Annotated in this window: 4 protein-coding genes, 1 tRNA gene and 2 rRNA genes; 6 read left to right on the top strand and 1 reads right to left on the bottom strand. The window is 66.9% G+C overall.

The window, feature by feature from the left end; genetic code table 11:
* Window positions 1-195 precede the first annotated feature (195 nt).
* The 3 genes from R2B67_RS07670 (at window position 196) to R2B67_RS07660 (ending at window position 3,780) form a co-directional block, all read left to right on the top strand.
* Window positions 196-3,321, top strand: a 23S ribosomal RNA gene (locus tag R2B67_RS07670).
* An 84-nt stretch (window positions 3,322-3,405) separates the two neighbouring features.
* Window positions 3,406-3,522: ribosomal RNA gene (gene rrf / locus R2B67_RS07665) — 5S ribosomal RNA — on the top strand.
* A gap of 185 nt (window positions 3,523-3,707) precedes the next feature.
* Window positions 3,708-3,780 (top strand) — tRNA-Thr (locus tag R2B67_RS07660).
* A gap of 71 nt (window positions 3,781-3,851) precedes the next feature.
* On the opposite strand, the gene R2B67_RS07655 is transcribed toward R2B67_RS07660, so the two are convergent.
* A complete protein-coding gene (locus tag R2B67_RS07655) occupies window positions 3,852-6,479 on the bottom strand; it encodes a SpoIIE family protein phosphatase (RefSeq protein WP_317817074.1) in 2,628 nt (875 codons plus the stop codon).
* Window positions 6,480-6,879: 400 nt separating this feature from the next.
* Between R2B67_RS07655 and R2B67_RS07650 the strand changes: the two genes are divergently transcribed.
* From R2B67_RS07650 to R2B67_RS07640, 3 genes are all read left to right on the top strand, one after another.
* Complete coding sequence (locus R2B67_RS07650) at window positions 6,880-12,312, top strand: HAMP domain-containing protein (protein WP_317817073.1); 5,433 nt, start codon at window positions 6,880-6,882, stop codon at window positions 12,310-12,312.
* A gap of 244 nt (window positions 12,313-12,556) precedes the next feature.
* Window positions 12,557-13,240, top strand: a complete 684-nt coding sequence (locus R2B67_RS07645) for a response regulator (protein ID WP_018516365.1) — start codon at window positions 12,557-12,559, stop codon at window positions 13,238-13,240.
* A gap of 175 nt (window positions 13,241-13,415) precedes the next feature.
* Complete coding sequence (locus tag R2B67_RS07640; protein ID WP_317817072.1) at window positions 13,416-16,256, top strand: DNA translocase FtsK; 2,841 nt, start codon at window positions 13,416-13,418, stop codon at window positions 16,254-16,256.
* Window positions 16,257-16,497 lie beyond the last annotated feature (241 nt).

The following is a 16,497-nucleotide window of genomic DNA, read 5'->3' as shown; positions in this document are numbered from 1 at the left end:
GATGAGCACGGTTTCGTGAGTACTGCTTCGGCGTGGAAAACGGAATCGGGTTGATCGTGTCGGGCACGTTGTTGGGTATCTGAGGGTACGGCCGTAAGGCAGCCTTCTGATCCGGCCCCAGTGAACTCGTCTCCGGACGGGGTGATGGGTGGCTGGTCGTTGTTTGAGAACTGCACAGTGGACGCGAGCATCTGTGGCCAAGTTTTTAAGGGCGCACGGTGGATGCCTTGGCACCAGGAACCGATGAAGGACGTGGGAGGCCACGATAGTCCCCGGGGAGCTGTCAACCAAGCTTTGATCCGGGGGTTTCCGAATGGGGAAACCCGGCAGTCGTCATGGGCTGTCACCCGCTGCTGAACACATAGGCAGTGTGGAGGGAACGAGGGGAAGTGAAACATCTCAGTACCCTCAGGAAGAGAAAACAACCGTGATTCCGGGAGTAGTGGCGAGCGAAACTGGATGAGGCCAAACCGTATGCGTGTGATACCCGGCAGGGGTTGCGCATGCGGGGTTGTGGGAGTTCTCTTTCATAGTCTGCCGGCTGTGAGACGAGTCAGAAACCGTTGGTGTAGGCGAAGGACATGCGAAAGGTCCGGCGTAGAGGGTAAGACCCCCGTAGCTGAAACATCAACGGCTCGTTTGAGAATCACCCAAGTAGCACGGGGCCCGAGAAATCCCGTGTGAATCTGGCGGGACCACCCGCTAAGCCTAAATATTCCCTGGTGACCGATAGCGGATAGTACCGTGAGGGAATGGTGAAAAGTACCGCGGGAGCGGAGTGAAATAGTACCTGAAACCGTGTGCCTACAAGCCGTGGGAGCGTCGCTGTATGTGCTTGCACATGCAGTCGTGACTGCGTGCCTTTTGAAGAATGAGCCTGCGAGTTAGCGGTGTGTAGCGAGGTTAACCCGTGTGGGGAAGCCGTAGCGAAAGCGAGTCCGAACAGGGCGTTTGAGTTGCACGCTCTAGACCCGAAGCGGAGTGATCTAGCCATGGGCAGGTTGAAGCGGAGGTAAGACTTCGTGGAGGACCGAACCCACCAGGGTTGAAAACCTGGGGGATGACCTGTGGTTAGGGGTGAAAGGCCAATCAAACTCCGTGATAGCTGGTTCTCCCCGAAATGCATTTAGGTGCAGCGTCGTGTGTTTCTTGCCGGAGGTAGAGCACTGGATAGGCGATGGGCCCTACCGGGTTACTGACCTTAGCCAAACTCCGAATGCCGGTAAGTGAGAGCGCGGCAGTGAGACTGTGGGGGATAAGCTCCATGGTCGAGAGGGAAACAGCCCAGAGCATCGACTAAGGCCCCTAAGCGTACGCTAAGTGGGAAAGGATGTGGAGTCGCAGAGACAACCAGGAGGTTGGCTTAGAAGCAGCCACCCTTGAAAGAGTGCGTAATAGCTCACTGGTCAAGTGATTCCGCGCCGACAATGTAGCGGGGCTCAAGCGTACCGCCGAAGTCGTGTCATTCATACACATATCCCCAACGGGAGTATGGATGGGTAGGGGAGCGTCGTGTGCCGGGTGAAGCAGCCGCGGAAGCGAGTTGTGGACGGTTCACGAGTGAGAATGCAGGCATGAGTAGCGATACACACGTGAGAAACGTGTGCGCCGATTGACTAAGGGTTCCTGGGTCAAGCTGATCTGCCCAGGGTAAGTCGGGACCTAAGGCGAGGCCGACAGGCGTAGTCGATGGACAACCGGTTGATATTCCGGTACCCGCTTTGAAACGCCCAGTACTGAATCAGGCGATGCTAAGTCCGTGAAGCCGGCCCGATCTCTTCGGAGTTGAGGGTAGTGGTGGAGCCGATGAACCAGACTTGTAGTAGGTAAGCGATGGGGTGACGCAGGAAGGTAGTCCAGCCCGGGCGGTGGTTGTCCCGGGGTAAGGGTGTAGGACGCACGGTAGGCAAATCCGTCGTGCATATAAGTCTGAGACCTGATGCCGAGCCGATTGTGGTGAAGTGGATGATCCTATGCTGTCGAGAAAAGCCTCTAGCGAGTTTCATGGCGGCCCGTACCCTAAACCGACTCAGGTGGTCAGGTAGAGAATACCGAGGCGTTCGGGTGAACTATGGTTAAGGAACTCGGCAAAATGCCCCCGTAACTTCGGGAGAAGGGGGGCCATCACTGGTGATCCGATTTACTCGGTGAGCTGGGGGTGGCCGCAGAGACCAGCGAGAAGCGACTGTTTACTAAAAACACAGGTCCGTGCGAAGCCGTAAGGCGATGTATACGGACTGACGCCTGCCCGGTGCTGGAACGTTAAGGGGACCGGTTAGTGCACTTTCGGGTGTGCGAAGCTGAGAACTTAAGCGCCAGTAAACGGCGGTGGTAACTATAACCATCCTAAGGTAGCGAAATTCCTTGTCGGGTAAGTTCCGACCTGCACGAATGGCGTAACGACTTCTCGACTGTCTCAACCATAGGCCCGGTGAAATTGCACTACGAGTAAAGATGCTCGTTTCGCGCAGCAGGACGGAAAGACCCCGGGACCTTTACTATAGTTTGATATTGGTGTTCGGTTCGGCTTGTGTAGGATAGGTGGGAGACTTTGAAGCGGCCACGCCAGTGGTTGTGGAGTCGTCGTTGAAATACCACTCTGGTCGTGCTGGATGTCTAACCTGGGTCCGTGATCCGGATCAGGGACAGTGTCTGATGGGTAGTTTAACTGGGGCGGTTGCCTCCTAAAGAGTAACGGAGGCGCCCAAAGGTTCCCTCAGCCTGGTTGGCAATCAGGTGTTGAGTGTAAGTGCACAAGGGAGCTTGACTGTGAGACCGACGGGTCGAGCAGGGACGAAAGTCGGGACTAGTGATCCGGCAGTGGCTTGTGGAAGCGCTGTCGCTCAACGGATAAAAGGTACCCCGGGGATAACAGGCTGATCTTCCCCAAGAGTCCATATCGACGGGATGGTTTGGCACCTCGATGTCGGCTCGTCGCATCCTGGGGCTGGAGTCGGTCCCAAGGGTTGGGCTGTTCGCCCATTAAAGCGGTACGCGAGCTGGGTTTAGAACGTCGTGAGACAGTTCGGTCCCTATCCGCTGCGCGCGTAGGAATATTGAGAAGGGCTGTCCCTAGTACGAGAGGACCGGGACGGACGAACCTCTGGTGTGCCAGTTGTCCTGCCAAGGGCATGGCTGGTTGGCTACGTTCGGAAAGGATAACCGCTGAAAGCATCTAAGCGGGAAGCCTGCTTCGAGATGAGTATTCCCACCAACTTGATTGGTTAAGGCTCCCAGTAGACGACTGGGTTGATAGGCCAGATGTGGAAGCCCTGTAAGGGGTGGAGCTGACTGGTACTAATAGGCCGAGGGCTTGTCCTCAGTTGCTCGCGTCCACTGTGTTAGTTCTGAAATAACGAACGGCCGTGTTTTTGCCCGGCCCGGTGTTGGTTAATTTCATAGTGTTTCGGTGGTCATTGCGTTAGGGAAACGCCCGGTTACATTCCGAACCCGGAAGCTAAGCCTTTCAGCGCCGATGGTACTGCAGGGGGGACCCTGTGGGAGAGTAGGACGCCGCCGAACAATTTTTGTGGGAAAGCCCCGCACCCTTGTGGTGCGGGGCTTTTCTGCGTTCCAGGCCCAGGCGACCGGGCCCCTCCCTCCCGGCCGGAGGCAGGGCCCGCAGGCCCGCAAAAGTCGCGCCGGCCGCGATTATGAACATCCCCGGATCCCGTGTATGGTTTACCTCGTTGCCACAGCGCAGCGAGGCCCCAATAGCTCAGTCGGTAGAGCGTCTCCATGGTAAGGAGAAGGTCTGCGGTTCGATTCCGCATTGGGGCTCAGAGAGAAAGCGAAAGGCCCCCGCCACTGGCGGGGGCCTTTCGCGTTCGTGGTCTATCAGGCGCGGGACATCAGGCGCGGGGCGGCTCCGGGACGCGCATGGCCAGGATGGCCATGTCGTCCGAGGCGGGCTCCGCGGCGAAGCGTTCCACGGCTCGCAGGATGCGTGCGGCGACGGCTCCGGCCGTCAGGCCCGTACAGGTCGACAGGACGTCCGCGAGGCCGTCGTCGCCGAGCATGCGGGTGCCCTCGCGGCGTTCGGTGACGCCGTCGGTGACGCAGAGGAGGACGTCGCCCGGGTTCAGGGTGACCTCCTGCTCGTACAGCTCCAGGTCCTCCAGGACGCCGAGCAGGGGCTGCGGTTCGGCCGCCGACTCCACGGAGCCGTCCTGGCGCAGGCGCAGCGGCAGCGGGTGGCCGGCGCAGACCACCTTCAGGAGGGCGCTGCCGTCCTCCTGGGGCCACAGCTCGCCGTACAGGAGCGTGAGGAAGCGGCTGCGGGCGCCTTCGTCGAGGATCGCCGCGTTGAGGCGCTCCAGGACCGCCGGGCCGGGGAAGCCCTCGCGGGCCAGCAGGCGCAGCGCGTGGCGGGCGAGACCCGTGACGGCGGCCGCCTCCGGGCCCGTACCGCAGACGTCGCCGATGGCGAAGCCGTACGCACCGTCGTGGATCGGGAAGACGTCGTAGAAGTCGCCGCCGACCTCGTTGCCCTCGCCGGCGGCGCGGTAGATGACCTCGATCTCGACGTTCGGGACGTCGGGGAGGCCCGGGGGCAGCAGGCTGCGCTGGAGGGACTGGCTGATCGCCATGCGTTCCGAGTACAGGCGGGCGTTGTCCAGGGCCAGGGCGGCCCTGCGGGAGAGGTCCTCGGCCAGTTCCAGGATCTCCTGGCGGAAGTGGTCGTCCGAGGGCTTCCCGAGCGTCAGCATGCCGATCACGCGGTTGCGGGCGACCAGCGGCAGCACCACCGTCTCGCCGCCGACCGCCTGGGCCGTGGCGAGGATGGTGCGGGTGGCCGTGGACATGCTCAGCGGCGCGTCGTGGGCCAGGCTGCGGCTGGAGGTGGACAGCGCCGCGCGGTGACCGGCCTCGGACGGGGCGGCCCAGATGCGGGCGCCCGGCGTCGGGACAGGGTCGGGCGGGTCGATCTTGGAGAGCAGGGCCTTGAGGCCGTCGATGAGGTCCTCGTCCTCGTGGAGCACGTACGAGAGGTACGGGTCCGAGGACTGGTCCGCGATCGTGTAGACCGCGCACCAGGTGGCCAGGGTCGGGACCGTCATCTGGGCCATCAGCGCCAGCGTCTGGTCGCGGTCGAGCGTGCCGGCCAGCAGGTCGGAGGCCTCGACGAGGAAGGAGAGGGAGCCGCGGCGCAGGCGTTCCAGCTCACCGAGGCGGGCGGACTCCACCGCCAGGGCGATGCGGTCGGCGGCGAACTGGAGGCGCAGGGCCTCCTCGTTCGAGTAGCGGCCGCGGGCCTCGGCCGCGACGCCCAGGGAGCCCGTGAGGCGGCCTTCGACCTTCAGCGGGACCGTGACGACCGAGCGCATCCCGGTGTCGGTGAGGAGCGGGACGGCGCCGGGGACGGCGGTCAGGTCCTCGTGGACCGCCGGCATCCGGGCGGAGCCGTACCGTCCTGTTCCGGCTTCGACGGGGACTCTCGCGAAGCGCTGGCGGGCCGAGGGGAGGCCCGTCGTGGCGCGGACCTCCAGCTCCGTCTCGTCGTCGGTGGCGAGGAGGAGGAACGCCGCGTCGGCGTCGAGCATGTCGCGGGCGCGCTCCACCGTCCGCTGGAGCAGGCCGTCCAGGTCGTCGGGGGCGGGGGAGCCGATGAAGACCTCGAACGGGTCCGTGGAGCGGTTCTCGGACGAGGAGTCGGAGACCGGGGCCCGGACCGGGGACTGGAGGACCGCGCGTTCGTAGTCGCGGACGAGGAGGCAGACCGTGGAGGGCTCGCCGTCGGTGTCGCGGACCCGCAGGTGCGAGGCGTAGACGGGGGTGACCCGGCCGTCGGCGCAGCGGATCCCGTAGCTGCCCTCCCAGCGGGAGAGCCGGAGCGCGTCCGCGATGCCGGTGTTGGTGCCGGGGGTGTGCGGCCAGGCCACGAAGTCGGTGAGCTGCTTGCCGGATACCTCGTCCGCCCCGTGCCCGAAGAGGAACGCCGCGTCGTCGTTCCACGCGGCGATCGAGCCGGAGTGGTCGATCTGGACGACCGCGACCCGTACGCGCTGGTCCGCCACGGGCAGCAGTGGGGTGGGCAGCAGCGGTCCCGCGGACCGGATGCCGACCGGGCGCTCGGGGAGGTCCAGCTGAAACCAGACATGTTTGCGGGTGGGGGTGTACTCGACGCCCCAGCGGGAGGCCAGGGCGGCGCAGAGCAGCAGGCCCCGGCCGTTCTCGCGGTCCGGGGAGCCGAAGTCGAGTCCGTTGCTCTGGAGCGGGACCTCACGCTCCGGATAGTGGTCGGCGACCTCGACGCGTACGCCGTCCTCGGTGCGGAGGCAGAGGACGTCGGCCGCCGTTCCCGCGTGGATGACGGCGTTGGTGACGAGCTCGCTGGTGAGGACAACGGCGTCGTCGACGACATCGTTGTATCCCCACCCCTGGAGGGTGTCCCGGACAAAGGCGCGGGCGGTCGCGACCGAGCGCCCGACCGGTTCGAAGGTGGCGGCCGCGCGCGCGGTGATCACAGCACTCCCCATATTGGTGTCTCGTCGCTTCCCCGAGTCCTGTGCCCGTTTCTCGCCGCTTCGATTCGCTTGCCAGGCTAGACGTATCTCATGGGTGCCGGGTACACGAGGGCCGAGATCGGGACAGGACGCCGCAGGAGTTGTGCGCGGGCGCACGAGTATGTCTTCCGGTAGGAGTGACGGGGTGCAAGCGGGGGAGGTTGCCCGCCGACCTGTTCCGGCCTGGTACGTTGCAACGATTTGACGTCCGCACGGTCACCCGTTGACGGTGTGCTGTGGCGGTGGTCCACAGTGGAGCTGGGCAAGCTTCCGGATAGGCCCGAGCGAAACGGTCAACCCCTGCGGGAGGGACACGGTGGAGTCTGGCGTGGCGGCGCGGGGTTCAGAAACGCGTACAAAAGGCGGGCAGTCCGTGAAAAAGCAGCGCAATGGCACCGTCGAGGTCGACGCGGCAGCTCTGAACAGACTGCTGGCGGGACTCGTCGCGATGCGCGACGGCAATTTCCGCAGGCGGCTCACCGTCTCCGGCGACGGCGTGATGACGGAGATCGCGGCGGTCTTCAACGAGGTCGCCGACCGCAATCTCCACCTCACGGGTGAGCTGGCGCGGGTACGGCGGGTGGTCGGGCGTGAGGGCAAGCTGACCGAGCGGCTGGAGACGGGGGCCTGCGAGGGCTCCTGGGCCGCCGCTATCGACGCCTCCAACGAGCTCGTCGACGATCTCGCGCGGCCGGTGTCCGAAGTGGGCCGGGTGCTGTCGGCGGTCGCCGACGGTGACCTGGAGCAGCGGATGGAGCTGCGGTCGCACACACAGGACGAGACGGTACGGCCGCTGCGCGGCGAGTTCCTGAAGGTCGCCCGTACGGTCAACAACCTCGTCGACCAGCTGTCGGTCTTCACCGAGCAGGTGACCCGGGTCGCCGTCGAGGTGGGTACCGAGGGCAAGCTCGGGGGCCAGGCGCAGGTGCGCGGGATGTCCGGGTCCTGGAAGGACCTGACGGACTCCGTCAACACCATGGCGTACCGCCTCACCGCCCAGGTCCGTGACATCGCGCTGGTGACGACGGCGGTCGCCAAGGGCGATCTGTCGCGGAAGGTCACCGTCCATGTGGCCGGCGAGATGCTCCAGCTGAAGAACACCGTCAACACGATGGTCGACCAGCTGTCCTCGTTCTCCTCCGAGGTGACGCGCGTTGCCCGTGAGGTGGGTACGGAGGGTGAGCTGGGCGGTCAGGCGACCGTGCCGGGTGTGGCCGGGGTGTGGAAGGACCTCACCGACTCCGTCAACACGATGGCCGGCAACCTCACCTCCCAGGTGCGCGGCATCGCCGAGGTGACGACGGCGGTCGCCAGCGGTGACCTGACGCAGAAGGTCACGGTGAGCGCGCGCGGCGAGGTCGCCCAGCTCGCCGAGACGATCAACCAGATGACCGAGACGCTGCGCACCTTCGCGGACGAAGTGACACGTGTGGCGAGCGAGGTCGGTGGCGAGGGGCTCCTCGGCGGCCAGGCGCAGGTGCCGGGCGCCGCGGGAACGTGGAAGGACCTCACCGACTCGGTGAACACGGTCTTCCGGAACCTGACGACCCAGGTGCGTGACATCGCGCAGGTGACGACCGCGGTGGCCAGCGGTGACATGTCGCAGAAGGTCACGGTCGACGTGGCCGGCGAGATGCTGGAGCTGAAGAACACCGTCAACACGATGGTGGACCAGCTCCAGTCCTTCGGTTCCGAGGTGACGCGCGTGGCCCGGGAGGTCGGCGTCGAGGGCCGGCTAGGCGGGCAGGCCGAGGTGCCGGGGGCCGCGGGGACGTGGAAGGACCTCACCGACTCGGTGAACACCGCCTTCCGCAACCTGACCGGCCAGGTCCGGGACATCGCCCAGGTCACCACGGCGGTCGCCAACGGCGATCTGTCGCAGAAGGTCACCGTGGACGTGGCCGGGGAGATGCTGGAGCTGAAGAACACCGTCAACACGATGGTGGCGCAGCTGTCCAGCTTCGCCGACCAGGTGACGCGGATGGCCCGGGACGTGGGCACCGAGGGCCGCCTCGGCGGTCAGGCGCGGGTGGACGGCGTCTCGGGTACGTGGAAGGAGCTCACGGACTCCGTCAACTTCATGGCCGGGAACCTCACCTCCCAGGTGCGGCAGATCGCCCAGGTGACGACGGCGGTGGCGCGGGGCGACCTGTCGCAGAAGATCGACGTGGACGCCCGGGGCGAGATCCTGGAGCTCAAGAACACGATCAACACGATGGTCGACCAGCTCTCCGCCTTCGCCGACCAGGTGACCCGCGTAGCCCGTGAGGTGGGTACGGACGGCCGGCTCGGCGGCCAGGCGCAGGTGCCCGGTGTGGCCGGAGTATGGCGCGATCTCACCGACTCGGTGAACGGCATGGCGGGGAACCTCACCGCCCAGGTCCGTAACATCGCGCAGGTCGCCACGGCGGTGGCGCGCGGCGACCTGTCGCAGAAGATCGACGTGGACGCGCGCGGCGAGATCCTGGAGCTGAAGAACACCCTCAACACGATGGTGGACCAGCTCTCCAACTTCGCCGAGCAGGTGACGCGGGTCGCCCGCGAGGTGGGTACGGAGGGCATCCTCGGCGGACAGGCCGAGGTGCAGGGCGTGTCCGGTACGTGGAAGGACCTCACCCAGTCCGTCAACGGCATGGCGAACAACCTGACCCTCCAGGTCCGCAACATCGCCGAGGTCACCACCGCGGTCGCCAAGGGCGATCTCTCCAAGAAGATCACCGTCGACGCCAAGGGCGAGATCCTCGAACTGGTCACGACCGTCAACACGATGGTCGACCAGCTGCTCAACTTCGCCGACGAGGTCACGCGTGTGGCCCGTGAGGTGGGTACCGAGGGCATCCTCGGCGGCCAGGCGCGGGTGCGCGGGGCGACCGGCATCTGGAAGGACCTCAGCGACAACGTCAACCTGATGGCCAACAACCTGACCAGCCAGGTGCGGAACATCTCCCGGGTCTCCTCCGCCGTCGCCAACGGCGACCTGACCAAGAAGGTCACCGTGGAGGCGCGCGGCGAGGTCGCGGAGCTGGCCGACACCGTCAACACCATGGTGACGACGCTGTCTTCTTTCGCCGATGAGGTCACGCGTGTGGCCCGTGAGGTGGGTACGGAAGGTGAGCTGGGCGGCCAGGCACGGGTGCCGGGAGTCTCGGGGACGTGGAAGGACCTCACCGAGTCCGTGAACTCGATGGCCTCCAACCTGACCGGCCAGGTGCGGCAGATCGCCACGGTCACCACGGCCATCGCCAAGGGCGACCTGACGAAGAAGATCGACATCGACGCCCGGGGCGAGATCCTGGAGCTGAAGAACACCATCAACACGATGGTCGACCAGCTCTCCTCGTTCGCCGACCAGGTGACCCGGGTCGCCCGCGAGGTGGGCACGGAAGGGCAGCTGGGCGGTCAGGCGCGGGTGCGGGACGTGGACGGCACCTGGCGCGACCTCACCGAGTCGGTGAACGAGATGGCCGGGAACCTGACCCGTCAGGTGCGCGCCATCGCGGCCGTCGCCACCGCGGTGACCCGCGGCGATCTCAACCTGAAGATCGATGTGGACGCGGCCGGCGAGATCCAGGTCCTCCAGGACAACATCAACACGATGATCGCCAACCTGCGCGACACCACCCTCGCCAACAAGGAGCAGGACTGGCTGAAGGGCAACCTGGCCCGGATCTCCGGTCTGATGCAGGGCCGCCGCGATCTGGACGACGTGGCCTCGCTGATCATGAGCGAGCTGACGCCGGTGGTCTCGGCGCAGCACGGCGCGTTCTTCCTGGCCATGTCGCCGGGCGACTCGGACGAGGTGGGTCCGGACAACGCCGACGACAACGCGTACGAGCTGCGGATGCGGGGGAGTTACGGCTACTCCGCCGGTTCGATGCCGACCTCGTTCCGGCCCGGTGAGACGCTCATCGGGACGGCGGCCGAGGAGAAGCGGACGATCCAGGTCGACAACGTTCCGCCGGGGTATCTGAAGATCTCCTCCGGGCTCGGCGAGGCGCCGCCCGCGCATGTGATCGTGCTGCCGGTGCTCTTCGAGGGCAAGGTGCTCGGTGTGATCGAACTGGCCTCGTTCCAGCCGTTCACGCACATCCAGCGGGACTTCCTCAACCAGCTCGCCGAGATGATCGCGACGAGCGTCAACACGATCAGCGTCAACACCAAGACGGAGAAGCTTCTTGAGCAGTCCCAGGAGTTGACCGAGCAACTGCGGGACCGCTCGCAGGAGTTGGAGAACCGGCAGAAGGCCCTCCAGGCGTCCAACGCCGAACTGGAGGAGAAGGCCGAGCTGCTGGCCCAGCAGAACCGCGACATCGAGGTCAAGAACACCGAGATCGAGGAGGCGCGGCAGGTCCTGGAGGAGCGCGCCGAGCAGCTCGCGGTCTCGATGCGCTACAAGTCCGAGTTCCTGGCGAACATGTCGCACGAGCTGCGCACGCCGCTCAACTCGCTGCTGATCCTCGCCAAGCTGCTGGCGGACAACGCCGAGGGCAACCTCTCGCCCAAGCAGGTCGAGTTCGCCGAGACGATCCACGGAGCCGGTTCCGACCTGCTCCAGCTGATCAACGACATCCTGGACCTGTCGAAGGTCGAGGCGGGCAAGATGGACGTCAGCCCGACCCGGATCGCGCTGGTCCAGCTGGTGGACTACGTGGAGGCGACCTTCCGCCCGCTCACCGCGGAGAAGGGCCTCGACTTCTCCGTACGGGTGTCGCCGGAGCTTCCCGCGACGCTGCACACCGACGAGCAGCGGCTCCTCCAGGTGCTGCGCAACCTGCTGTCGAACGCGGTGAAGTTCACCGACAGCGGGGCGGTGGAGCTGGTGATCCGCCCGGCCGGCGCCGATGTGCCGAACGCGATCCGGGAGCACCTGCTGGAGGCGGGGTCGCTGCGGGACGCGGACGCCGATCTGATCGCCTTCTCGGTCACCGACACCGGGATCGGGATCGCCTCCAGCAAGATGCTGGTGATCTTCGAGGCGTTCAAGCAGGCGGACGGTACGACGAGCCGCAAGTACGGCGGCACCGGCCTCGGGCTCTCCATCAGCCGGGAGATCGCGCGGCTGCTCGGCGGCGAGATCCACGCGGCGAGCGAGCCGGGCCGGGGCTCCACCTTCACGCTGTACCTGCCGCTGCACCGCGCCGAACTGCCGCCCCAGGGCTACCCGCAGGTGGGTTCCGGTTCGAGTGAGGGGCTGGGCGGCGGGTCCGAGAACGGGCAGGGGTCGCCCAACGGCGACTCGGCCCCGCTGGGGGACCCGGCCAACTCCGCCGGGGTGTTCCGGCGGCGGCGCAAGGCCCTCGGGGACGCGGCCCGACGGCCCGCACTGCCCGCCGGGCGGCCGGCCGGTGAGAGCGTTCCGCAGGAGGAGTGGGTGCAGGCGAGCCCGGCCGGTACGGAGGAGGCTCCGGCGCCCCGGCGGACGTTCCGGTTCCGCGGCGAGAAGGTGCTCATCGTCGACGACGACATCCGTAACGTCTTCGCGCTCACCAGCGTGCTGGAGCAGCACGGTCTCGCCGTGCTGTACGCGGAGAACGGCCGCGAGGGGATCGAAGTCCTGGAGCAGCACGACGATGTGACGGTCGTGCTGATGGACATCATGATGCCCGAGATGGACGGGTACGCGACCACGACCGCGATCCGGCGGATGCCGCAGTTCGCCGGGCTGCCGATCGTCGCGCTCACCGCGAAGGCGATGAAGGGCGACCGGGAGAAGGCGATCGACTGCGGAGCTTCCGACTATGTGACGAAGCCGGTCGATCCTGATCACCTGCTGGCGGTGATGGAGCAGTGGATGCACGGAGAGTGATGGGATACTGAGCGAATCGGCGTGAGTTGTTGATCGGCTGTGCGCGAACGGGTGTGAACGCCCTGTATCCGGGGAACCTTCTGGTCTCCCACCGCGTTTGCGGTATGTGCACAGTGACATCGCGGTGACAGGGTGTGGTGACGGGCGGGGTGCGGCTACCATGACCGGCACAAGGACGGACGGCGTAAGGGAGTCGTCCTCTGGGGCGGCACCCGGTGCATTTCCGGGGCGAGGAGGACGGGCCATGGTGCAGAAGGCCAAGATCCTCCTGGTCGATGACCGGCCGGAGAATCTGCTGGCGCTGGAGGCCATCCTCTCTGCGCTCGATCAGACACTGGTCCGGGCATCGTCAGGGGAGGAGGCGCTCAAAGCGCTGCTCACGGACGACTTCGCGGTCATTCTGCTGGACGTCCAGATGCCGGGCATGGACGGTTTCGAGACCGCCGCCCACATCAAGCGGCGGGAGCGGACGCGGGACATCCCGATCATCTTCCTCACCGCGATCAACCACGGCCCGCACCACACCTTCCGCGGGTATGCGGCCGGCGCGGTGGACTACATCTCCAAGCCGTTCGACCCGTGGGTGCTGCGGGCGAAGGTCTCGGTCTTCGTCGAGCTGTACATGAAGAACTGCAAGCTCCGCGAGCAGGCCGCGCTCCTGCGGCTCCAGCTGGAGGGCGACGGCCACGCGGGCGGCGAGCACGAGAAGGAGCCGGCCGGTCTGCTGGCCGAACTCTCCGCGCGGCTCGCGGCGGTCGAGGAGCAGGCGGAAGCCCTCTCCAAGCAGCTCGACGACGAGTCCGCCGACGCCGCGGCCGTCGCCACGGCGGCCCATCTCGAACGCAAGCTGACCGGCCTGCGCCGCGCGCTCGACGCGCTGGAGCCGGGCACGGGCGGCGGCGCCGGAATCCTGCCCGCTCAGAACTAGGGCCGCGCAGCAGGAGAACCAGGGGCATCCGTACGGATCAGGAGTGCTTCGGACCGTGTCCGGAGCGCTCCTCGCCATGAGGGCGCGTCAGTTCCCGGTCATGCGGAGGCGACACGGTCGGGTGAACCAGTAGGCGAACGTGTTCACGGGCGTCGACAACGGTAACCTCGGCACCATGGCCTCACGTACGTCCGGCAAGGGTTCCCAGGGCACGGCGGGCACCGCGAAGCGCGTCGGCCGTACACCGGGGCCGGCGAAGAAAGCCGCGCCCGCCAGGAAGACCGCCCCCAAGAAGTCGACCGCGCCCGCGAAGAAGGCACCCGCGAAGAAGGCGCCGGCCAAGAGGCCCGCGCCCAAACCCGCACCGTCCCCCACCAACGGCGTCTACCGGTTGGTGCGCGCCATCTGGCTCGGCACGGCCCACGGCGTCGGCGCGGTGTTCCGCTCCATAGGGCGCGGTGCGAAGGGACTTGACCCCGCCCACCGCAAGGACGGCCTCGCCCTCCTGCTCCTCGGCCTCGCGCTGATCGTGGCCGCGGGCACCTGGTCCAACCTCCAGGGGCCGGTCGGCGATCTGGTGGAGATGCTGGTGACCGGGGCGTTCGGCCGGCTCGATCTGCTCGCGCCGATACTGCTCGGCGCCATGGCCGTACGGCTGATCCTGTATCCGGAGCGGCCCGACGCCAACGGCCGCATCGTCATCGGGCTCTCCGCCCTCGTCGTCGGCATCCTCGGCCAGGTCCACATCGCCTGCGGGTCGCCGGGCCGCGAGGACGGCACGGAGGCGATGCAGGACGCGGGCGGGCTGGTGGGCTGGGCCGCGTCGAAGCCGCTGATCTTCATGATGGGCGAGGTCCTCGCCGTACCGCTGCTGGTGCTGCTCACCGTCTTCGGCCTGCTCGTCGTCACCGCGACCCCGGTCAACGCCATCCCGCGCCGGCTGCGCCAGCTCGGCGTCCGCCTCGGCATCGTGGAGCCCGCGTACGAGCCCGGCGAGGTGTACGAGGACGACGACGAGCGGTACGACGAGCAGTGGCGCGAGGCGCTGCCCGCCGGGACGCGGCGCGGCTCCGGACGCCGACAGGCCCCTGACGACGACGCCGTCTACGACCACGACAGCGCCGAGGCCGAGGCACTCACCAAGCGCAGGCGGCCCCGCCGGCCCGCCGCTCAGCCCGCGATGAACCGGACCATGGACGCGGTGGACGTCGCCGCGGCCGCGGCCGCCGCACTCGACGGGGCCGTGCTCAACGGCATTTCGCCCTCGCCGGTCGTCGCCGACCTGACCCAGGGCGTCTCGGTGGACCGGGACCGTACCGGCTCCACCCCCGTGCCCGGAGCCCGGGAGGCCGGACAGCACGGCGCCGCGGGCAAGGACCGGGCAGGCGCGGGCAACGACCGGGGGGACACGGGCAAGGCAGGGGCTTCCGCCTCCGGGCCCGTCGACCCCGGTGGCGTACCGGATCTGACCAAGCCCGCTCCCGAGCGGACCGGGGACCTGCCCGCCCGTGCCGAGCAGCTCCAGCTCTCCGGCGACATCACGTACTCGCTGCCCTCGCTCGACCTGTTGGAGCGCGGCGGGCCCGGCAAGACCCGCAGCGCGGCCAACCACGCCGTCGTCGCCTCGCTGACCAACGTGTTCACCGAGTTCAAGGTCGACGCCGTCGTCACCGGCTTCACCCGGGGTCCGACGGTCACCCGGTACGAGATCGAGCTCGGCCCCGCCGTGAAGGTCGAGAAGATCACGGCGCTCGCCAAGAACATCGCGTACGCCGTCGCCAGTCCGGACGTGCGGATCATCTCGCCCATCCCGGGGAAGTCCGCCGTCGGTATCGAGATCCCCAACTCCGACCGGGAGATGGTCAACCTCGGTGACGTGCTGCGCCTCGCGGACGCGGCCGAGGACGACCACCCCATGCTGGTGGCGCTCGGCAAGAACGTCGAGGGCGGCTACGAGATGGCCAACCTGGCGAAGATGCCGCACGTCCTGGTCGCCGGCGCCACCGGATCGGGTAAGTCCTCCTGCATCAACTGCCTGATCACCTCGATCATGGTGCGGGCCACCCCGGAGGACGTCCGGATGGTCCTCGTCGACCCCAAGCGCGTCGAGCTCACCGCGTACGAGGGCATCCCGCACCTGATCACGCCGATCATCACCAACCCCAAGAAGGCCGCCGAGGCGCTCCAGTGGGTCGTGCGGGAGATGGACCTGCGCTACGACGACCTGGCCGCCTTCGGCTACCGGCACATCGACGACTTCAACCACGCCGTGCGCACCGGCAAGTGCAAGACGCCTGAGGGCAGCGAGCGGGAGCTGTCCCCGTACCCGTACCTCCTGGTGATCGTCGACGAGCTGGCCGACCTGATGATGGTCGCGCCGCGCGACGTCGAGGACTCCATCGTCCGCATCACCCAGCTGGCCCGCGCCGCCGGAATCCACCTGGTGCTCGCCACCCAGCGCCCCTCGGTCGACGTGGTGACCGGTCTGATCAAGGCGAACGTGCCCTCCCGGCTCGCCTTCGCCACCTCATCCCTCGCCGACAGCCGGGTCATCCTCGACCAGCCCGGCGCCGAGAAGCTCATCGGCAAGGGCGACGGGCTCTTCCTCCCGATGGGCGCCAACAAGCCGACCCGTATGCAGGGCGCCTTCGTCACCGAGGACGAGGTCGCGGCCGTCGTCCAGCACTGCAAGGACCAGATGGCCCCGGTCTTCCGGGACGACGTCGTGGTCGGTACGAAGCAGAAGAAGGAGATCGACGAGGACATCGGCGACGACCTGGACCTGCTCTGCCAGGCAGCCGAGCTGGTCGTCTCCACCCAGTTCGGGTCGACCTCGATGCTCCAGCGCAAGCTGCGCGTCGGCTTCGCGAAGGCGGGGCGGCTGATGGACCTGATGGAGTCCCGGAACATCGTCGGCCCCAGCGAGGGATCCAAGGCGCGCGACGTCATGGTGAAACCGGACGAGCTCGACGCGGTGTTGGCCGTCATCCGCGGGGAATCCGCTCCAGAGGGGTAATCCACCCGTAAAGGTTTCGTGGGCAACCGTTTCGTGCGGTCGTACGTCAAGTTGGAGGGAGGGGAGGAACGATGCTCCTCCCTCCCGCCCAGCCCGTTGTCCCCCACCCTGTTCGGCCCACTCCAGGTTGCCCAGTCCTCGATCGGGGCACGGTCCCGTCCCCGCTCCGTCCGTGGAGCGGTCCGCGGGGCCGTCCGGCGAACCCGATGGCGTACAAAGCCGTCCCTCCCGGTTGCCCCTC

Source organism: Streptomyces cyaneofuscatus, assembly GCF_033109485.1.
In the GTDB taxonomy this organism is placed as follows: domain Bacteria; phylum Actinomycetota; class Actinomycetes; order Streptomycetales; family Streptomycetaceae; genus Streptomyces; species Streptomyces cyaneofuscatus.
The sequence above is the reverse complement of the archived record's forward strand: the minus strand, read 5'-3'. Positions and strand labels throughout refer to the sequence as shown.

Bases quoted from the DNA above. Each gene is read 5' to 3' on its own strand.
- R2B67_RS07655 (WP_317817074.1), bottom strand. From the start codon at position 6,479: ATGGGGAGTGCTGTGATCACCGCGCGCGCGGCCGCCACCTTCGAACCG.
- R2B67_RS07640 (WP_317817072.1), top strand. From the start codon at position 13,416: ATGGCCTCACGTACGTCCGGCAAGGGTTCCCAGGGCACGGCGGGCACC.
- R2B67_RS07645 (WP_018516365.1), top strand. From the start codon at position 12,557: ATGGTGCAGAAGGCCAAGATCCTCCTGGTCGATGACCGGCCGGAGAAT.